Annotated in this window: 13 protein-coding genes and 1 pseudogene; 5 read left to right on the top strand and 9 right to left on the bottom strand. The window is 69.4% G+C overall.

The genetic code is table 11. The features are described 5' to 3' along the window. Positions 1–40: 40 nt before the first annotated feature. Positions 41–1,498 carry a peptidoglycan D,D-transpeptidase FtsI family protein gene (locus tag SCNRRL3882_RS31435; RefSeq protein ID WP_010037862.1) on the top strand — a complete coding sequence of 486 codons (1,458 nt, stop codon included), beginning with the start codon at positions 41–43 and terminating at the stop codon, positions 1,496–1,498. A 72-nt stretch (positions 1,499–1,570) separates the two neighbouring features. Here the strand turns inward: SCNRRL3882_RS31435 and SCNRRL3882_RS31430 are convergent, their stop codons facing one another. Then, entirely contained in the window at positions 1,571–3,028 is a 1,458-nt protein-coding gene (locus tag SCNRRL3882_RS31430) for an NCS2 family permease (RefSeq protein ID WP_010037864.1), read from the bottom strand. A 269-nt stretch (positions 3,029–3,297) separates the two neighbouring features. On the opposite strand from SCNRRL3882_RS31430, the gene SCNRRL3882_RS31425 reads away from it, so the two are divergent. The 3 genes from SCNRRL3882_RS31425 to SCNRRL3882_RS31415 all read left to right on the top strand — a co-directional run bounded on the left by SCNRRL3882_RS31425 (position 3,298) and on the right by SCNRRL3882_RS31415 (position 5,666). Further along, on the top strand, positions 3,298–3,903 hold the full coding sequence (locus SCNRRL3882_RS31425; RefSeq protein ID WP_010037866.1) for a SigE family RNA polymerase sigma factor: 606 nt from the start codon (positions 3,298–3,300) through the stop codon (positions 3,901–3,903). Beyond that, complete coding sequence (locus tag SCNRRL3882_RS31420) at positions 3,900–4,748, top strand: hypothetical protein (protein WP_010037870.1); 849 nt, start codon at positions 3,900–3,902, stop codon at positions 4,746–4,748. The genes SCNRRL3882_RS31425 and SCNRRL3882_RS31420 overlap by 4 nt, the downstream gene beginning before the upstream one ends. 84 nt (positions 4,749–4,832) lie before the next feature. Next, positions 4,833–5,666 (top strand): pectate lyase, encoded by an 834-nt coding sequence (locus SCNRRL3882_RS31415; protein WP_029181031.1) that lies wholly within the window; start codon positions 4,833–4,835, stop codon positions 5,664–5,666. 274 nt (positions 5,667–5,940) lie between these two features. On the opposite strand, the pseudogene SCNRRL3882_RS31410 reads toward SCNRRL3882_RS31415, so the two are convergent. After that, positions 5,941–7,089, bottom strand: a pseudogene (locus SCNRRL3882_RS31410) (right-handed parallel beta-helix repeat-containing protein); the annotation flags it as partial. A gap of 256 nt (positions 7,090–7,345) precedes the next feature. Here SCNRRL3882_RS31410 and SCNRRL3882_RS31405 point away from each other — a divergent pair. Further along, positions 7,346–9,553 carry a family 43 glycosylhydrolase gene (locus SCNRRL3882_RS31405; protein WP_010037875.1) on the top strand — a complete coding sequence of 736 codons (2,208 nt, stop codon included), beginning with the start codon at positions 7,346–7,348 and terminating at the stop codon, positions 9,551–9,553. 3 nt (positions 9,554–9,556) lie between these two features. On the opposite strand, the gene SCNRRL3882_RS31400 is transcribed toward SCNRRL3882_RS31405, so the two are convergent. From SCNRRL3882_RS31400 to SCNRRL3882_RS31370, 7 genes are all read right to left on the bottom strand, one after another. Then, positions 9,557–10,714, bottom strand: a complete 1,158-nt coding sequence (locus tag SCNRRL3882_RS31400; protein ID WP_010037876.1) for a dienelactone hydrolase family protein — start codon at positions 10,712–10,714, stop codon at positions 9,557–9,559. Continuing rightward, positions 10,701–11,960 carry a pectate lyase family protein gene (locus SCNRRL3882_RS31395; RefSeq protein ID WP_010037877.1) on the bottom strand — a complete coding sequence of 420 codons (1,260 nt, stop codon included), beginning with the start codon at positions 11,958–11,960 and terminating at the stop codon, positions 10,701–10,703. The genes SCNRRL3882_RS31400 and SCNRRL3882_RS31395 overlap by 14 nt, the downstream gene beginning before the upstream one ends. Continuing rightward, complete coding sequence (locus SCNRRL3882_RS31390; RefSeq protein WP_010037879.1) at positions 11,953–13,074, bottom strand: pectinesterase family protein; 1,122 nt, start codon at positions 13,072–13,074, stop codon at positions 11,953–11,955. The genes SCNRRL3882_RS31395 and SCNRRL3882_RS31390 overlap by 8 nt, the downstream gene beginning before the upstream one ends. 115 nt (positions 13,075–13,189) lie before the next feature. Next, a complete protein-coding gene (locus SCNRRL3882_RS31385; protein ID WP_029181032.1) occupies positions 13,190–14,500 on the bottom strand; it encodes a pectate lyase family protein in 1,311 nt (436 codons plus the stop codon). Positions 14,501–14,532: 32 nt separating this feature from the next. Beyond that, positions 14,533–15,330: a rhamnogalacturonan acetylesterase gene (locus tag SCNRRL3882_RS31380; protein ID WP_029181033.1), complete on the bottom strand. Its 798-nt coding sequence runs from the start codon at positions 15,328–15,330 to the stop codon at positions 14,533–14,535. A gap of 125 nt (positions 15,331–15,455) precedes the next feature. Next, positions 15,456–16,805: an ABC transporter substrate-binding protein gene (locus SCNRRL3882_RS31375; RefSeq protein WP_010037886.1), complete on the bottom strand. Its 1,350-nt coding sequence runs from the start codon at positions 16,803–16,805 to the stop codon at positions 15,456–15,458. A gap of 49 nt (positions 16,806–16,854) precedes the next feature. Beyond that, entirely contained in the window at positions 16,855–18,843 is a 1,989-nt protein-coding gene (locus SCNRRL3882_RS31370; RefSeq protein WP_029181034.1) for a pectinesterase family protein, read from the bottom strand. Positions 18,844–18,860: the final 17 nt, after the last annotated feature.

Here is an 18,860-nt window from a genome sequence, read left to right as displayed (position 1 = left end):
GGGAACGATCCGCCCGGCCTCGCTCGTCCTCATGTTCGGGATGAACAAGACGATCAGGCGCGCATCGGTCTTCACGCTGCTGCTGGTGTTGGCCCTGCTGGGCAGGGCGACCTGGGTGCAGTTCTACGAGGGCCAGGCGCTCGCAGACGACAAGGACAACCGGCGGAACGCGATCGAGACGTACTCGGCGCCGCTCGGGAACATCATCGTGGGCGGCCGGTCGGTCACCGGCTCGGCCCCGACGAAGTCGGGCGACCTCAAGTACAAGCGCACGTACACGGACGGCGAGCTGTACGCGGCGGTGACGGGCTTCGCCTCGCAGGCGTACGCGCCGACCCAGTTGGAGGGCATCTACACCGACCTCCTCAACGGCACGGACAACCGTCTGAAGTCCGTGATGGACACCATCACCAACCAGCGGGCCGACCCGGGCAACGTGGTCACGACGATCGACCCGGACGTGCAGAAGGCGGCGTACGACGCGCTCGGCGACAAGAAGGGCGGGGCCGTCGCCATCGACCCGAAGACCGGGAAGATCCTCGCGGTCGTGTCGACCCCGTCGTACGACCCCTCGTCGCTGACCGACGCCAACACCGCGGGGGCGGCCTGGAAGAAGCTCACGTCCGACCCGGAGAAGCCGCTGGTCAACCGTGCGCTGCGGCAGCCGCTGCCGCCGGGTTCGACGTTCAAGCTGGTCGTGGCGGCAGCGGCGCTGGAGGACGGGCTGTACCAGTCGGTGGACGAGAAGACCGACAGCCCGGACCCGTACACGCTGCCGGGCACCACCCGGGACCTGTCGAACGAGAACCCGAACGCGCCCTGTACGAACGCCACGATCCGTACGGCGCTGGAGTACTCGTGCAACAACGTCTTCGCGAAGATGGCCGTCCAGTTGGGCCAGGACAAGGTGAAGGCGATGGCCGAGAAGTTCGGCTTCAACGACGACAAGCTGGATGTGCCGGTCCGGGCCTACACGAGCGTGTACCCGTCGGACATGTACCCGTCGCAGACGGCCCTGACGGGCATCGGCCAGTTCGACGTCACCGCGACGCCGCTCCAGATGGCCATGGTGTCGGCGGCCATAGCCAACGGCGGCAAGCTGGTTTCGCCGCATATGGTTTCGCAGATCACCAACAGCGGCGGTGATGTGTTGCAGGACTACGACGACGAGGCGAGTACGAAGGAGATCGTCTCCTCCTCGACCGCCGAGCAGTTGCAGTCGGCGATGCAGACGGTCGTGGAGAAGGGCACGGGCACGAACGCCCAGGTCCCGGGCGCGACGGTCGGCGGCAAGACGGGTACGGCGCAGCACGGCGAGAACAACAGCCAGGTGCCTTACGCCTGGTTCACCTCGTACGGGAAGTCCGACTCGTCCGGCAAGGAGGTCGCCGTGGCGGTCGTCGTGGAGCAGTCCGACGCGGCCCGCTCGGAGGTCAGCGGCAACGGCCTGGCGGCGCCGGTCGCCAAGGCGATGATGAAAGCGGCGCTGAAGGACTGAACCCCGGCGGCGCGAAAGCCGTCTGTACAAGCGACGGGCCGCCCCCTTCCCCCCGGGGGCGGCCCGTCATCGCTACTTCGCTCCCAGGAGCTGCTGGACCGGGTCGATCGCGAAGTACACCAGGAACAGCGCCGAGGTCCCCCACAGCAGCCAGTGGATCTCCTTCGCCTTGCCGAGCACGGTCTTGATGACGACGTAGGCGAGGAAGCCGGCGCCGATGCCGTTGGTGATGGAGTAGGTGAACGGCATCACGGCGATGGTGAGGAACGCGGGGATGGCGATGTCGTAGCGGTCCCAGTCGATGTGCTTGACCTGGGTCATCATCAGGAAGCCGACGGCGACCAGGGCGGGGGCGGCCGCCTGGAGCGGGACGATGGTGAGCAGCGGGGTCAGGAACAGCGCGAGGCCGAACAGTGAGCCGGTGACGAGGTTGGAGAAGCCGGTGCGCGAGCCCTCGCCTACGCCGGCCGCGGACTCGATGTAGGAGGTCGCCGAGGAGGCCGAGGCCGCGCCGCCCGCGACCGCCGCGGCGCCGTCGATCAGCAGGACCCGGCCGAGGTTCGGGACCTTGCCCTCCTCGTCGAGCAGGCCCGCCTCGGCGCTGATGCCGACGACCGTGCCCATGGTGTCGAAGAAGTCGGACAGGATCAGGGTGAAGACCAGCAGGACGACGGTGATGACCCCGACGCCGGGGGCGCCGAAGGCCCCGAACAGGTCGAAGTCGCCGATGAGTCCGAAGTCGGGGGCGTCGACGAGCCTGTCGGGCCAGGAGGGTGTGGTCAGGCCCCAGCTCTTGATGTCGGCCATGGAGTTGATCACTATCGCCAGGGCCGTCATGGTGACGATGCTGATCAGGATGGCGCCCTTGACCTTGCGGGCGAGCAGGCCGATGGTCAGCAGCACGCCGAGGCAGAAGACGAGCATCGGCCAGCCGGTGAGGGTGCCGGTGCCGCCCAGCTGAACGGGCACGGTGGTGTTCGCGGCGTCGGGGATGCGGCTGACGAACCCGGCGTCGACGAAGCCGATGAAGGCGATGAACAGGCCGATGCCGACGCTGATCGCCTGCTTGAGCGGCTGGGGTATGGCGTGCATGACGGCCTCGCGCAGCCCGGTCACCACCAGCACGCAGATCAGCAGGCCCTCGAGGACGATCAGGCCCATCGCGTCGTCCCAGCTCATCAGCGGGGCGATCTGGAAGGCGACCACGGCGTTCAGGCCCAGTCCGGCGGCCAGCGCGAGGGGCAGGTTGCCGCCCACGCCCATGATGATCGTCATGACCGCGGCCACCAGGGCGGTCGCGGTGGTGAGCTGGACGGCGTCCAGCTGGTGCCCGAACTTGTCCTTCGCGCTGCCCAGGATGATGGGGTTCAGGACAAGGATGTAGGCCATGGTGAAGAACGTGGCGAAGCCGCCGCGTATCTCACGGCCGAAGGTGGACCCCCGCTCGGAGATCTTGAAGAACCGGTCGACGCTGTTCACCGCGGGTGGTGCGGCGTCGGACCGGTCGGCCACCTTCTGCGATTCGGACATGGCGAGTGCTCCTCGGTGCCTGGGTGATCGGTGTGCGGATGCTGGCTGGATTGTTCCCGCGTTGAACCACGTTCAGGTTTTCTTCGTGTTACGGAATCGAAGTCCGGCCCGCCATACGCTGTTCGAAGCTCCGTACGAACCGTTCCGAGAACGCTGCTACGCTTCCCGATCTCGTCCGGACCTCCCCCGGATGATCACATGTCATCTACGTGACACTCATGGGCACCCCGGCCGGGAGTGCCCGAAGCCGCTGCGAGGAGAGGTCGCCCGTGGGCACAGTCGTCGACGACGCCGCCTCCGTGGAGTTCCACGCCTTCTTCGAGCGTCACTACGCCGAACTGTCCCGCCTGGCCCACCTGCTGACGGGCGAGCCGGACACCGCCGACGATCTGGCGGCGGACGCGTTGCTGGCGCTGTGGCACCGCTGGGACCGGGTACGCGCGGCCGACCATCCGGCGGCGTACGCGCGCGGTGTGGTCGCCAACCTGGCCCGCACCCGGATCCGCAGCGCCGTGCGCGAGCGGCGGCGCATCGCCCTGTTCTGGTCGCAGCGCGAGGAGAACACCGAGAACCCGGACGTCGCGGGTGTGGTCGACGTGCAGGAGGCCCTGCGCCGGCTGCCGTTCCGCAAGCGCGCTTGCGTGGTGCTGCGGCACGCGTTCGACCTGTCGGAGAAGGACACCGCCCTCGCCCTCGGCGTCTCGGTGGGTACGGTGAAGAGCCAGACCTCGAAGGGAATGGCCGAACTCCAGCGGTTGCTGGGCACACAGGGACTGCCGCAGCGGATGCACGCGGCGGTGGGCGCTCCCCGTTGCTCGCCGGTCGTGGAAAGCTTGCCGGCGCGCACCGGTGAGGGCGAAGGAAGGGACCGATGACCATGCGGCGGGACGTGCACGAGGAGCTGCGCGCCCGGCTGCACGAGGCGGCCGGGGCGCACGAGCCCGACCGGGAGCGCATCCTGGCCCGGGTCGAGCGCGGCATGGCCGGTCCGGCCGGTTCCGGCCACCGGGCCACGCGTCCGCCGGTGTTCGGGTGGATGCGGGTGGCGGGCGCGACGGCCGCGGTGGCGGGTGTGCTGGCGGTGGGCGGTTACGCGGTCGCGTCCGCGGTGAAGGAGGAGACCTCCGCCCCGCAGCAGCAGGACGTGGCGACGTCGCCGACGCCCACGCCGTCGCCGGAGGCGACGAGCCGGGCCCCCGCACCGCCGGTGGACCCCACACCGTCCGCCCCGCCGGAGCGCCGCGAGTCCGCTCCGCCGCCCTCGCGCACGCCGAGCACCTCCCCCACCGGGCGCCCGCCCGCCGCCACCGAGGACGGGCCGCTGTGGTCGGACGGCTCGGTCGACCCGCACAGCAACGACTTCTGGGCACAGAGCAACATCACGATCAGGACGCGCGCGGAACTGACCGCGCTGACCGTGCGGTTGAGCGTCGCCCAGACCGGCGGGGTCTCCGACGCGGGCGCCTGGCGGTCGCTGCCCGAGAACGACTTCACACTCACGGTCGCCGAGCGGGACGGCTTCCTCGTCTACACCTGGACCCTGAAGGAGGGCCGTAGGGTCCCGGCGGGCGAGTGGGTGTTCGCGGGCCAGTTCGACCACGAGCGCGGCGGCCGTGACGCCGGCGCCGACCGCTACGCGGTGACGGCCGCCGCCGGTGCGGAGCGGCTGTCCGTGGGCGGCGGTTTCGCGGCCGTGGACGACTCGGAAGACGACTCGTGAAAAATTCCTGAAGAGGCGGCAACCCTTTCCTCACCGGTGGCGACCACCAGGCGCAAGAGTCACCCCCCATCGAGGAATCGGTACATGACTGCACCAGCAGAACAGCGCGTCCGCCATCGCCGCCGGGTCACCAAGCGGCGGGCGTTGATCGCCGGGTTATCCGCGTTCGGCATCACGGGAGCGGCGGTCGTCACCACGTCGATGCTGTCCACCGCGGGCGCCGCGTCCTCCTGGCCCACGGAAACGGGCAAGACGCCGGTGTCGAAGACCATCCCGGTCTCCGGTGTCCGCGACGGCGGGATGAAGATGTTCTACGGCACCGGCGCGCTCGGTGGCGACAGCCAGGACGAGGGTCAGGATCCCATCTTCGAGCTGGCCGACGGCGCGGTCCTCAAGAACGTCATCATCGGCACCCCGGCCGCCGACGGCGTGCACTGCAAGGGCAGCTGCACGCTGCAGAACGTGTGGTGGACGGACGTCGGCGAGGACGCGGCCAGCTTCAAGGGCAAGTCGTCGTCGGCCGTGTACAAGGTGATCGGCGGCGGCGCGAAGAACGCCGACGACAAGGTGCTCCAGTTCAACGGCGCCGGGACGCTGAACGTGTCGGGCTTCCAGGTGCAGAACGCCGGGAAGCTGGTGCGCTCCTGCGGCAACTGCAAGACGCAGTACAAGCGCACGGTCGTGCTGAACGACGTCGACGTGACGGCGCCGATGAACTCGATCGTCGGCGTGAACGCCAACTACGGCGACACGGCCACGCTGTCGAAGATCCGCATCCACGGCGACAGCAAGAAGAAGATCAAGACGTGTGTGCGCTTCGAGGGCAACAACACGGGCAAGGAGCCCAAGGAGCTGACCCCGCCCGGCCCGGACGGCAAGACCTGCAAGTTCAAGGCCTCGGACATCAGCTACCAGTGACGCCGCGGCACGTGTGAGCTCCGGCCGGCCCGAATCCCCCCTTGGGCCGGCCGGCTGCCGGATGTCCGGGCCCCCAGTCGGACGTTCGGCACCCCGGCCCTCCGGAGCCCCCCTCCGGACGGTCGAACAGCCCCGGCCGAGCCCCCCTCGGCCGGTCGGCAGGACGCCCCCGCAGGTGCGAACCGGCGGGGGCGTCGTCGTGTGCCTCGTCGTCGGTCGCCGACGCTCCGCGTCGACTCCCTCCTCCGCCTTGCAGCTGCACGCACAGGCCCTGGTCCATCGTCGAGCCGATGGTCGTGGAGCCGGTGGTCAGGAACGTCGTCGCGGGCAGGGAGCCGTCCGCCCGGCGAGCCGCGTACGCGCCTTTCGCGTCCGTCGACCGGAAGGGCGGGGTGGCGCCGCTGTCCCAGTCGTTGCCCGTGGAGACCGCCGCGGAGCCCAGCTCGGCGGGGCCCTTCTTGTCGCCCACCGCGAGGTTCTTGCCGAGACGGGCCTTGCCGGTGGCGAAGTGGAAGCCGTGCTGGGCGTTGGCGTACGTGGTGTTGCGGTTCAGGGCGATGGCGCCGGTGTTGGAGTTCTCGGTGAAGCCGTGCAGCGTGTTGTCCCAGGCGGCGTTGTTGTTGACGACATGGGCGACCGACGCTCCCCCGCCGCCCAGTTCGAAGCCGTTGCCGTTGCCCTCGAAGGCCGGGTCGCGCCGGCGGTTCTCGCCGTTGCCGAAAGCCCAGGAGTGCTCGATGGTGACGGGCGAGGAGAACTGCCAGAGGTCGAGGCCGTCGTCAAAGTTGTCGAACAGCCGGGCGCCGGTGATCCTGTTGCCCGTCCCGGAGCCGAACTTGACGGTGGTGCCGTCGGCGTTCTGGCCGTGGCCGGCCGGGTCGTGGTTGCCGTGGCTGTCCAGGTTCTGCACGAGGTTGCCGGTGGTGCCGTCGCCGCGCAGGGTGAAGCCGGAGTCGCCGTTGTCCGCGGTGACGAGGTTCCTGAAGACGCCGCCGACGGAGGACGTGGCGACGAACCCCTGGGCCGGGGAGTTGACGAAGGCGAGGTCCTGGACGGTCCAGTAGTCGCCGTGCAGGGCGGCCAGCCAGGAGCCGGCGGGCAGCTTGGAGCCGTCGATCGTGACCTTCTCGGCGCCATGGGGCCGCAGGGTGATGCGTGCCGAACTTGTGCCGCTTGCCGTGGACTTGAGGGTCGCGGCCGGATAGTAGGTGCCGGCGCGGACCTGGATGACCGTACCGGCGGTGGCGTTCTTCACGGCCGCTTCGAGCTGGGCCGCGGTGGAGACGGTGACCGTCGACGAGGCGGCCTGCGCGCCGCCGCCCGAGAGCCCGAGGTAGACGCCGCCCGCCCCCGAGGCACAGACCACCGCGGCGGCGATGGTGAGCGTACGGGTCCTGCGGTGGCGTCCTGCGCTGAGCAGCACGGAGCGTTCCTTTCCTAGGCGATGGGGACGGAAACGGTTCGGAGGGGCCCGCTCCGGCCCGTTTCCGACCGGCAGTCGCCGCCGTGCCGCGAAAGGGTTGCCGCCGTTGCCGCCGTCACGTGCACGGGCGGGCCCGAGTCTCCGAAACTTTCGGAACCACCGGCCTCACGCACACCCGTTGACGCCCTGTCCCCGTCCGGTGAAACTCCGAGGGCCGCCATCCAACAGAATCCCCCAGACTTCGACAGGAAGTGTCATGCGCCCCCGCACGCTCCTGCTGCCGTTCCTGGCCCTGACCGGCCTCCTCCTGACCCTTCTCACGGCGCCACCCAGCACCGCGGACTCCGGAGCACCACCCGTGAAGCACTCCAAGTACGCCGGCTATCTCTTCGCCTACTTCACGGGCGAGGGCACCGCCGACGGCGAGCAGATCCGTTACGCCCTGAGCCGGGGCAACGACGCGCTGCACTGGCGTGAGCTGAACGCCGGCAAGCCGGTTCTGACGTCGACGATCGGAGAGAAGGGCCTGCGCGACCCCTTCGTGATCCGCTCCCCCAAGGGCGACAAGTTCTTCCTGATCGCGACCGACCTGCGGATGTACCAGAACTCCAGCGGCAGCTGGGACCAGGTGCAGCGGCACGGCAGCAAGTCGATCATGGTCTGGGAGTCCACCGACCTGGTCCACTGGACCGACCAGCGCCTGGTGAAGGTGTCCCCGGACAACGCGGGCAACACCTGGGCCCCGGAGGCCTACTGGGACGACGAGCTCGGTGAGTACGTCGTCTTCTGGGCGTCGAAGCTGTACGCCGACGACGACCCGGACCACAAGGGCGACACGTACAACAAGATGATGTACGCGACGACCAAGGACTTCCGCACCTTCAGCGAGCCGAAGATCTGGAACGACCCGGGCTACTCGGTGATCGACTCCACGGTCGTGAAGTACAAGGACGAGTACTACCGCTACACCAAGGACGAGCGGGACCCCAGCTCCTCCAGCCCCTGCTCCAAGTTCATCACCGGTGAGAAGTCGACGTCCCTCACCTCGACGAAGTACGACTTCGTGGCCGACTGCATCGGCAAGGGCGCGATGGACCGCGGCGAGGGCCCGACGGTGTTCAAGTCCAACACCGAGAAGAAGTGGTACCTGTTCATCGACGAGTACGGCGGCCGCGGCTACGTCCCGTTCGAGACCACCGACCTCGCCTCCGGCAAGTGGACCCCGTCGACGAACTACCAGCTCCCGGCCAGCCCCCGGCACGGCACGGTGCTGCCGGTGACGCAGAAGGAGTACGACCGGCTGCTCACTGCCTACCCGAGCACCCCGACCTCCGTGGTGGACGCGACGGCAAAGCACGAGAAGGGGTACTCCATCGTCACGGAGAGCGCGTCGAAGGTCGTTCTCCCGATGGAGCCGAACGCCGATCTGCGCAACCTCGCCCCGAAGCTGTGGGTCGGTGAGGGCGCCACGCTGAGCCCGAAGTCCGGTACCCGGCGCGACTTCCGCACGCCGCAGAAGTACACCGTGACGGCGGCCGACGGCACCAAGCGCACCTGGACGGTCGAGGCGGTCCGCACCCGCAGCCCCATGCTGCCCGGACTGAACGCCGACCCCGACGTCCACTACCTCGACGGCAGGTACTGGATCTACCCGACGACGGACGGCTTCCAGGGCTGGAGCGGTACCAGGTTCAAGGCGTACTCGTCGAAGGACCTGGTCCACTGGAAGGACCACGGCGTCATCCTCGACCTCGGGCCTGACGTGACCTGGGCCGACAAGTACGCCTGGGCGCCCGCGATCGCCGAGCGGAACGGCAAGTACTACTTCTACTTCTGCGCCGAGCAGCAGATCGGCGTGGCGGTGGCCGACTCCCCCGCCGGCCCCTTCACGGACGCCCTCGGCAAGCCGCTGGTCGCCAAGGGCGGGGCGCTCAAGGGCCAGATGATCGACCCGTCGGTCTTCACCGACGACGACGGCCAGGCGTACCTGTACTGGGGCAACGGACACGGGTACGTCGTCCCGCTGAACGACGACATGGTGTCGTACGACGCGTCCAAGGTGAAGGACATCACCCCGGACAACTTCCGCGAGGGCTCGTTCGTGATCAAGCGGAAGGGCACGTACTACTTCATGTGGTCGGAGGACGACACCCGCAGCGAGAACTACCACGTGGCGTACGCGACGGGGCCGTCCCCGCTCGGCCCGTGGACCAAGCGCGGGACGATCCTGGAGAAGCGGCCCGAGTACGGCATCCTCGGCACCGGTCACCACTCGGTGGTGAACACCCCCGGCACCGACGACTGGTACATGGTCTACCACCGCTTCGCCCTCAACGGCCCGGGCAGGCCGGGCGGTGACGGCATGCACCGCGAGACCACCATCGACCGCATGGAGTTCGCGGCCGACGGAACCATCAAGCCGGTGGTACCGACGCTGGAGGGCATCGAGCCGGTACGGCGATGAGCCTCACAGGACGTCGTCGAGCCAGCTGAAGACCTCGTCCTGCATCTGGTGGGTGAAGACGTGGCCGAGCTCCGGCCACGTCTTCGTCCGTATCCGCTCCTCGGCGTGGCGCGACCGCCAGACGGCACGCAGCTTGTCGTACGCGACCCGTACGCCCTCGGCCGGGAAGAGCGTGTCGAGCCCGCCGTCGAGGAACAGCATCGGCCTGGGTGCGGCGATGCTCGCCACGTCGGGGATGTCGAGATGCCGGGCAAGCCCGGGGTGGAGCATGTAGTACGCCGACTGCCCGCGCAGCGTGTTGTTGCCGGGCACCATCATTTCTTTCAGGCCGGTCATCCAGCACACGCTCGCGGCGGCCGCGATGTCGTCGCCGAGGGCGGCGGTCTGCCAGGCGCGGTAGGCGCCCATGGAGAAGCCGACGGCCGCGACCCGCCGGGCGTCCACCCGGTCGAGTCCCGCCAGGAAGGCGGCGGCCCGCTGGTCCTCCCGGGCCATGAGCCCGGCGAGTGAGGAGCCGAGCTGGTAGAAGGTGGAGGCGAGGGCCTGCTGCTGGTCGTAGGCGAGCGGCCCGCGGTCGCCCCAGCCGAGCGCGTCCAGGCACAGCACGACATAGCCGCGCCGGGCCAGTTCGTCTCCGACGAACCGCCCGCTGAAGTACTTGTCCGCCCAGGCCCGCGCGGAGGCGAGACGCGTGTCGTCGTACCAGGGCCGGACCATCTTCTCCTTGCCGATGTCGAACCTGGCGCCGTGGTCGTGCAGGAGCAGCACGGCGGGGAAGGGTCCCCTGCCGTGCGGGGTGAGCAGGGCGCCGCGCACGCGTTCGTAGCGGGTGAGGGAGACGGCCACCAACTCCCTTGTGTATCCCTCCCCCTGGGCACGACCGACGACCTCCGGGGCGTACGGCGTCCCGTCCTGCCGGTCGACGAGCAGGTGCTCCTCGACCGTGGCCCGGGCGGCACGCCGCCAGGCGCGGAAGTCGCGGATCGGGGATCTCCCCCAGGCGAGCGGGAAGGTCAGGGCGTCCTTCAGCGCGGGGTGGAAGTCGGGCAGCGGACCGTCCACGACCGCCGCCTCCGCCGAACTCACCGGTCCCGCGGCCAGCAGGGCCGCGCCCGCCCCGGCGACGAACGTCCGCCGGCCGAGCCGCTCATGGGCGTCCATACGGCCTCCCGGCTCCGGCGTGCCGCAGCACGTACCGCTCGACGGCCGACGGGGACGGCAGGGCGCGGTAGTCGTAGACGTCGGCGGGGTCCCAGCCGACGTCGTCGGTGAGTCCGAGACGGCTCGCCACCGCGTTCAGGCCGGCGGGCCGGCCGTTGAACCAGGAGCCCGTGTCGTGGAAGTGCTCGCCCCCGTAGGCGGCGACGGTCTGGGGCGGCCGCGGATGCCGGAAGACGTTGCGCTCGGAGAAGACCGCGGACTCCACGCCGGCGCCCAGGGCGTACAGGGGATCCCGGCCGCGGTAGACGTTGTTGACGACGTGCACCTGCCCGAAGCGGACCCGCGGGGCGCGCTGCACGATGTCGCTGAACAGGTTGCGGACGAAGGTCACCTTGAGATGCCCCCGGTCCCGGTCGCCGCGCCCGTCGCCCGACCCGATGAGGATCGCCTTGTCGTGGTCCTCGAACCGGCTGTCGGAGACGGTGACGAAGTCGGAGCCGTCCTCGATGTCCAGCAGTCCGTCGTGCCGCTGCACGCGCTCGCCGTGGAATCCGAGGGGCGCCTCGCGGTCGGGGAACCGGCCGTCGGTGAAGGTGCAGTGGTCGACCCAGATGTTCTTGCCGGTGATCACGGTCAGCGCGTCGAAGCGGGCGTTCCAGCTGCCCTGCGTGCCGTCGTCCGGGGACCAGCTGGTGAAGTGGTCGACGGGCGCCTCCAGGCGCAGGTTCCGCACGACGATGTTGCTGCCGGTGTTGACCGTCAGGAACACCCCGAGCAGCCGGGCGTCCCGGCCCACGCCGACGAGGGTCGTGTTGCTCGGCACGGTGAGCTGGATCTGCGCCTTCTCCCTGTTCGAGCCGGTCTGGCGCAGCTGCCGCTGCTGCTTGCAGTAGTCGAAGCGGGTGTCGGACCAGAGGGCGCCGTCCTCGCCGAAGCAGGACATGTAGCGGCCGAGGTCGTAGCCGGGCGCGTAGTCCTGCTCGCCGAGCAGGGAACCGTCGTCGCTCTCGTGGCCGTTGATGTCGCCGACGACCCGGATGACCTTGGGCGCGGTGGGATCGCCGTCGCCCGCCAAGGCCTCCTTGAGTTCGGCGCGGGTGTCCACCGTCCAGGTCCTGCCGCCCGCCCCGCCGGTGGTGCCGGAGCCGGTCGAGGCCCAGCCGACGGGGGCGCGTTCGACGGCCGAGGCCGGCGCGGCCGGCCAGAGCAGGCACGCACCGAGGAGGAGCGCCGCGGCCCTACGCACCGGGCCGCCAGTCGCCGAGGTACGTCTCCTTGGTGTGCAGCGTGGCCTGCGCGCGGCTCAGCCGGGGCCGGTTCTCGGGCACGGACACGGCGGCGCCCGGCCCGGTGTTGCGGTACTCGGCGAACCGCATCGACTGCCAGGGACGGTCGTTCGACATGTTGGCGTAGGGCGCGACCGCGTCGATGCCCGGGCCGAGCCAGGTGTCCCGGACGGTGAGCATGGGGCGGGCGGTGGTGTCGGAGCTGGGCACCCAGGGGCGGGCCAGCTTGTAGTAACCGTCGGGAGCCTCGCTGTCGACGCGGCTCCTGGTCACCAGGTACCCGAGCGGGTTGGCACCGGCCGTCGACGGGGCGAAGACGAACCCGTACGGGGCGGCCGGCAGGTCGGTCCGGTTCAGGGTCCGGAACCGGCACTGCTCGAAGACGGCGGTCGCCCGCCCGAAGACGAAGTCGACGTCCCCCTCGGCGTAGCAGTGGGCGAAGTACTGCCGGGCGAAGGTGCCCAGCGCCACGGAGTCGGCGTACAGGGTGTCCTGGTGGCCGAGGAAGCGGCAGTGGTGGAAGGCGGACCGGTCGCCCTGGACCTTGAGGGCGACGGCCTGGGTGCCGGTGATGCCGGGGTGGTCGGCGCGCAGCCAGTCGTTGGCGAAGGTGATCCAGCGGGCGGTGAAGCCGTCGGCCTGCACGGTGGTGGTGGCGGACCCGGTGGTGCCGTAGGTGCCGCCGCCGGGCTTGGGCGTCCCGGCCGCGTTGTCGTACACGATGACGACGTCACGGGGGTTCTCGCTCGCCCCGATCCAGGTCATCTCGGTACGGGCGGGGTCGACGGCGACGGTCTGCCGGTAGACGCCCGGGGCGATGACGAGGGTGTATCCGCTGCCGGTCGCGGCGGCCACGGCGTCCCGGACCGTGGTGAAGTCACCGGCGCCGCCCGGGTGGACGTAGAGGGTCTTCGGGTCGGGGCGCGCGGCCGGTGAGCCGTACCGGCCGAACGGGCGCGGCCGGGTGCCTGCGGCCCTCGCGGGGACGGCGGCAAGGCCGACGACGGCACCCGCGGCGGCGCTCGTGACGAGGAACTTCCGGCGGGAGAGGGAGACATGGGGCTGCGAGGGCATATTGCTGCTCCTTCGCGGTGCGGTTGGTGCGGGGTGACTCGTGCGGAGGGGGAAGGGCCGGGGCGGGGATGCGATGCGGGCCGCCCCGGCTGGTTCACGTGTCGGTCGGGTCAGGTCAGCACACGCGGCCGGCGCCCGCGCGGGCGTCGACGATGCCCGGGACCGCCTTCGCCGGGTCGACGCCGGCCCGCAGCGTCGGCGTCCAGCCGGCACCCGACTGGAGCGTCTCCCCGGGGATCTCCGCGTTGTGCACGGCGATCAGGTCGACGGCCTTGCCGTTGACGTAGTTGGCCCCCGCCGTGACCGGCGCCTCGTTCCACTTCTTGAGGATCTTCGCCGGGCTGATGCCCGGTGCCAGGGTGAACGCGTTGTGCTCGGCGACGAGCCGGGACTCCTTGCCGATGCCGTAGACGTAGCCCCACTTCTGGCCCTTGGTGACCACGAAGTGGTTGTTGTACGAGTCGACCTGCCCGAACCGCACCCGCGGCGCCCGCTCGACGATGCCCTCGAAGCGGTTGTGGTGCAGCGTGACCTTCAGCTTGCCCGTGTCGTCGGCGGTGGCGCTGTCGCTGTTGCCGATCAGCATGGTCTTGTCGTGGTCCTTGAACGAGTTCCAGGACACGGTGACGTGGTTGGAGCCGCGCACGACGTCGAGGAGTCCGTCGTGCTGCTGGTAGGTCTTGCCGAAGTAGGACGGCAGGGAACTGTCGGGGTGGCGGCCGTCGGTCAGCGTGTTGTGGTCGACCCACACGTGCGTGGAGCCGTAGACCACCACCCCGTCGTACTCACTGTTCCAGGCGCCGGTCTTGTTGTCGTCGGCCGGGTCCCACTGCGGGAAGCAGTCGACCGGGGCCTCGATGGTCAGGTTCCGGACGATGACGTTGTCGACGCCCTTGATCTGGAGGCTGCCGCCGAGGATCCCGGAGTCCTTGCCCACGCCGATGATGGTGGTGTTGGCGGGCACGGCCGCCTTGATGACCTTGTCCTGCCGGGCGGCGGACGCGGCCCTCAGGTCCTCCTGTTCACCGCTGACCGGCTTGTCGTGTCCCCAGACGGCGGGGTCGTAGGCGGCGAGGTACTTCTGGAAGTCGTACCCCTCGGCCTCGAACGCCTCACAGCCCTGGGAGACGGCGTCGATCATCCCCTTCACCTTGATGATCCTGGGCGCGGACCCGCCGTCCTTCAGGGCGGCCTTGAACTGCTCCCAGGTGGTGACGGTGTAGACGTGCGCCGCATCGGCCGCGGCCCCACCCGTGGTACCGGTGCCGTACGCACCCCACCCGTCGTTGGCCCCGAGCGTCTGGCGGGCCACGTCCCGGGGCCCGGCCTGCGCGGCGGTACCGCTGAGGGACAGCACGAGCGCGGCACATCCGACCACCGCGGCGACCTTAACTCTGGCATGATCATGACACTTCCGAACGTTCATGGTGCGGCTCTCTTCCTTCTGCGTCGGGGGTGTTACGCGGCGGCCTGCGGCCAGGTGATCCACGACTCGGGGATCCGCTCGTCCAGCCGGCGCACATCGCGCGGCCCGAGCACCCGGGTCCGGAGCAGCTCCTTCGCCACGAGCCGGGCCACGGCGATCGCGCCCGGCGGATTGAAGTGCGTGTTGTCCTGCTCGGTGGCGGTCCAGTTGAAGTACTTCTTCGTCTCCTCGACCCCGAGCTCCTGCCACAGGGCGAGCGACAGCGCCTGCACGTCGAGCACCGCGACCCGCTCCTCGGCGGCGAGCGCCCGCATGGCCGCCGGGTACTCACCGTGCGTCGGAAGGGCATTCCCGCCTCCGTCGAACTTCCGCCGTTCGACGGAGGTGGCGAACACGGGCCGCGCTCCACGGGCCCGGGCCCCCTCGACGTACATCCGCAGATGGTCCTGATACGTCGTCCAGGGCTCGGTGTACCGAGACGGGTCCTCCGCCTTCTCATCGTTGTGCCCGAACTGGATGAGAAGGAAGTCGCCGGGCCGAATGGCGGAGAGAATGACCTCCAGCCGCCCTTCGTCGACGAAGCTCTTGGAACTACGCCCGTTCACCGCATGGTTGGCGACCAGCAGCTCCTGACGGAGAAAGAACGGAAGCGCCATACCCCACCCGGTCTCGGGCGCGGCGTTCGCGTACTTCTGGGCGGCGGTGGAATCACCGGCGATGTAGAGGGTGCGGCTCCGGCGACCACCGGCTTGTGCGGTACGGGTGACGGAGAGCGCGAGGGGTACGGCGGCGATACCCGCCGCAGCCACTTGTCTTCGGCTGAGAGACACTAAGAGTTCCTTTCGACGAAGGGCGGGGACATGCACCTCAGGGGCGCGGGGAACTGCGCGCCAAGCCACGGGACGGCCCGCGCCCTGCGAACCACAGGCCGCCCCACGGCGAAACCCAGCAGGGATCAACCCTTCTGCTGGTCCCACTCCTCCTGCGCGGCGTTCAGCTGCTCAGCCAACGTGTCCAGGAATTCCTTCGCACTCATCTTCCCGAGCAGCACCTTCTGAAAGTTCGGCTCATTGTCGGCCTTGGAGATCGTGTTCCAGTCCGGCAGGTAGTACGGCAACTGCACAATCGTCGTCGACCCGTCGGACAACGCGTCAGCGGCCAGCTTCGTGGGCTCGGCCTTCGAGATCCACGCATCCTTCGCGGCGTCCGTGTTCGACGGCACCTGTCCCGCCGACTCGTTGAACTTCGAGTTCTCCGCCTTCGACGTGGCGAACTCGATGAACTTCCAGGCGGCGTCCTTGTTCTTGGAGCTCTTGAACAGCCCGAGGCCGTCCACCGGGTTGGAGACCTGAACCCGCTTCCCGCCGGGCCCGGTCGGCTGCGGAATGCCGCGGAACTTGTCGACCCCGAGCGCCTTCACATGGTCCTGGTACGACCCGAGGTTGTGGTTCAGCATCCCGATCGTGCCGGAGTCCCACTGCGCGACCATCTTGGTGAAGTCGTTGTTGAGGTCGGCCGCAGGGGTGACCTTCTTGTACAGCTTCGCGTACTTCTCCAGCGCCGCCACGTTCTTGGGGTCGTTGACCGTGGTCTTCTCACCACTGGAGTCCCAGAACGAGGTGATCCCGGACTGCCCGTACATCGCGTCGAGCGCCTGGGCGATGGAGCCCGCGCCGCCACGGATGGTGTAGCCGAACTCGTTCTTCCCCTTGTTCGTGAGCTTGTCGGCGGCCGTGAAGAACCGCTCCCAGGTCGTGGGCTCCTCCAGCCCCGCCTTCTCGAACAGGTCGGTGCGGTAGTACAGGACACCGTTGTTGGCGGAGGTCGGAATCGAGTACAGCTTGTCGTCACCGCCGCCGGCCGCCTTCAGCGACTCGACCATGTCCTTGTTGAGCTTGCCGTCGAGCGAGGACTCGGCGAGCCGCTCGTCCAGCGGCTCCAGCGCGCCCTGTGCCGCGAACCCCGCGAGCATCGCCGCGCCCACACCGCCGACGTCCGGCAGACCGCCGCCCTGGAGGGCGGTGTCGACCTTGGACTGGTACTCGGTGGAGGCGATCCCGACGTACTCGACCTTGATCTCGGGGTTCGCCTTCTCGAAGTCGGCGATGATCTCCTTCCAGGCCTCGGTGCGGACACCGCCGTTGTTGTCCCAGAAGACGATCTTGCCCTTGCCGCTTCCGTCGGCGCCCTTGTCACCGCCCGCCCCGCTGCCGTCGTCACCGCAGGCGGTGGCGGTCAGCGCGAGCACGGCCCCCAGGGCGACGGCCGTGGCGGCGCGCCTGCTTCTGCGATTGCTGATCTTCATTGGTCGGCTCTCTTCTTCTGGATCCAGCGGAACTTGAAGGTGTGGGGGGTCAGTGGCGGGCGTGGGGTGCCCAGTCGTCGGTGCCCTTGAGGTAGGCGGCCACGGTGTGGGACCGCGCCTCCTGGTCGCTCAACTGCGGACGGTCGGAAGTGACCGTCGCTCCCTGGCCGTGGTTGCGGTACTCGGCGAACCGCGCGTCCTTCCACGAGAACCCGCTCATGTCGGTCCACGGCGAGGACTTGACGGCGGCCGGCAGCTCGGTGTCCCGGATCAGCACCTGGGCGATCGCATCCGGCTCTCCGCCCGGGTGCCAGGGCCGGCCCAGGTGGAAGCTCCCGGCTGGGGCGTCACTGACGATCTTCGACCGGGTGATCAGGAAGCCGTACGGGTTGCCCTTCCAGGTCGAGGCCGCCGTGATGTAGCCGTTGTTCGTGTCCGAGCCCCGGCTCAGCGCCCGGATCACCGATCTCTCGATCACGGTGGTCGCCCGCCCGTAGACGAAGTCGACGTCGCCCTCGATGTAGGAGTCGCGGACGTAGACCCGGCTGACGGTGGTCAGCTTGGGGCTGTCGGTCATCAGGGTGTCCTGGTTGCCCAGGAACGCGGTGTCCTCGAAGACGATCCGGTCGCCGGTCGTCTTCATCGCCAGCGCCTGCTCGCCCTTCAGTTCGTGCGCGGCCTCGTCGAAGTCGTTGCTGAAGGTGAGGTTGCGTGCGGTGACGTCGTTCGCGGCGATCCGGACGGTGGCGCTCCCCGTCGAACCCCCGTACTCGGCGGGCGTGTCGAAGACGATGACGGTGTCGGACCGGTCCTGTCCGGTCCCCCGCAGCACGATGTTCGGCTTGCTCGCCGGGACGACCACCTTCTCGCGGTACGTGCCCGGCGCGACGGCGATCTCGACGGCGGTGTCGTTGCCGTCGGGCACCGCGTCGACGGCCGACTGCACGGTCGGGTAGTCGCCCGGGACGCGCAGGACGAACGGGCCGCCGATCCGCTTCTGCGGTCCGGAGAACCGCTTCACCAGCGCGGGCACGGCGGCGGCCGGGTCGAGCCGGTAGGCGTAGAACGCGCGCGGGTCGAACGCCGTGCCCCACGCGTCGTGCCGGCCCGTGGTGTTGCGCAGGACCGACCCGCGCTGCACCAGCTCGGCGGTGGCGTCGGCCTGGTAGGGGTGCTGGACACCGTCGTAGAAGCTGTTCTCGATGACCATCTTCGTCCGGCCGCGCGACCAGTTGCCGTAGGTCCACACGGGGTCGCCGTCGGACAGCTGCGAGGACAGGTAGTTGTTGTAGAGGTGGGCGTAGGCGCAGTTGTCGGCGGACGGGTTGCGCTGCTTGGTGCCGCGGAACCAGTTGTGGTCGACGGTGATCTGCGTCCTGACGTTCGGGGTCCAGCCGATGCCGAAGGTCTTGTTGTTGTCGGTGAACTGGTTGTAGGAGACGGTGACGTACTCGCTGTCCTTGCGGATGTCGAGCTGGCCGTCGCAGATCCGCGAGAACCGGATGTGGTCGATCCACACGTGGCGGGCGGTGTCCAGGCGGATGCCGTCGTAGCCGGTGTCCTTGCAGTCCCAGTTGCCCTCGATGGCCGTGTCGCGGATGGTCAGGTTGCGGATGATCACGTTGTGGGTGCCGGGATCGAGGGTGAAGCCGCCGTGCACGATCTCGGCGGTGTCGCTCACGCCGATGATGGTCTTGTCGGAGGCGACGGGTATCTCCGTGCCGAAGGGGTCCATGTCGAGGGACCCCTTGACGCGGATGACGTACGGCTCCTCGGCCGCCGCGTACTTCGCCAGCGCGGCCTGGTCGGTGACGGTGACGACCTTGCCGCCCGCCCCTCCGGTGGTGCCGCCGGCGAGGGAGGCGAAGCCGTGCGGCCGGTCGGTCCAGCGGTCGGCGGCGGGCCCGGACCCGGACTGCGGGGCCGCCTGTGCGTCCCCGAGTGTCCCGAGGCCCAGCGCGGCGACGAGGCCGAGCACCGCGGCCACGACCTTGCCGTGCCCCGGTCTCGACAAGCGCTTGCTACGGAGGTGCGTCATTGCGGCTCCCAACAGGC

It is taken from the genome of Streptomyces chartreusis NRRL 3882, assembly GCF_900236475.1.
GTDB lineage: Bacteria > Actinomycetota > Actinomycetes > Streptomycetales > Streptomycetaceae > Streptomyces > Streptomyces chartreusis_D.
The sequence above is the reverse complement of the archived record's forward strand: the minus strand, read 5'-3'. Positions and strand labels throughout refer to the sequence as shown.

What these genes read in the sequence shown, in the direction of transcription:
- SCNRRL3882_RS31430 (WP_010037864.1), bottom strand. Translation starts at nt 3,028, where the DNA reads ATGTCCGAATCGCAGAAGGTGGCCGACCGGTCCGACGCCGCACCACCC.
- SCNRRL3882_RS31405 (WP_010037875.1), top strand. Translation starts at nt 7,346, where the DNA reads ATGCGCCCCCGCACGCTCCTGCTGCCGTTCCTGGCCCTGACCGGCCTC.
- SCNRRL3882_RS31385 (WP_029181032.1), bottom strand. Translation starts at nt 14,500, where the DNA reads ATGAACGTTCGGAAGTGTCATGATCATGCCAGAGTTAAGGTCGCCGCG.
- SCNRRL3882_RS31415 (WP_029181031.1), top strand. Translation starts at nt 4,833, where the DNA reads ATGACTGCACCAGCAGAACAGCGCGTCCGCCATCGCCGCCGGGTCACC.
- SCNRRL3882_RS31375 (WP_010037886.1), bottom strand. Translation starts at nt 16,805, where the DNA reads ATGAAGATCAGCAATCGCAGAAGCAGGCGCGCCGCCACGGCCGTCGCC.
- SCNRRL3882_RS31420 (WP_010037870.1), top strand. Translation starts at nt 3,900, where the DNA reads ATGACCATGCGGCGGGACGTGCACGAGGAGCTGCGCGCCCGGCTGCAC.
- SCNRRL3882_RS31400 (WP_010037876.1), bottom strand. Translation starts at nt 10,714, where the DNA reads ATGGACGCCCATGAGCGGCTCGGCCGGCGGACGTTCGTCGCCGGGGCG.
- SCNRRL3882_RS31390 (WP_010037879.1), bottom strand. Translation starts at nt 13,074, where the DNA reads ATGCCCTCGCAGCCCCATGTCTCCCTCTCCCGCCGGAAGTTCCTCGTC.
- SCNRRL3882_RS31435 (WP_010037862.1), top strand. Translation starts at nt 41, where the DNA reads ATGAACAAGACGATCAGGCGCGCATCGGTCTTCACGCTGCTGCTGGTG.
- SCNRRL3882_RS31370 (WP_029181034.1), bottom strand. Translation starts at nt 18,843, where the DNA reads ATGACGCACCTCCGTAGCAAGCGCTTGTCGAGACCGGGGCACGGCAAG.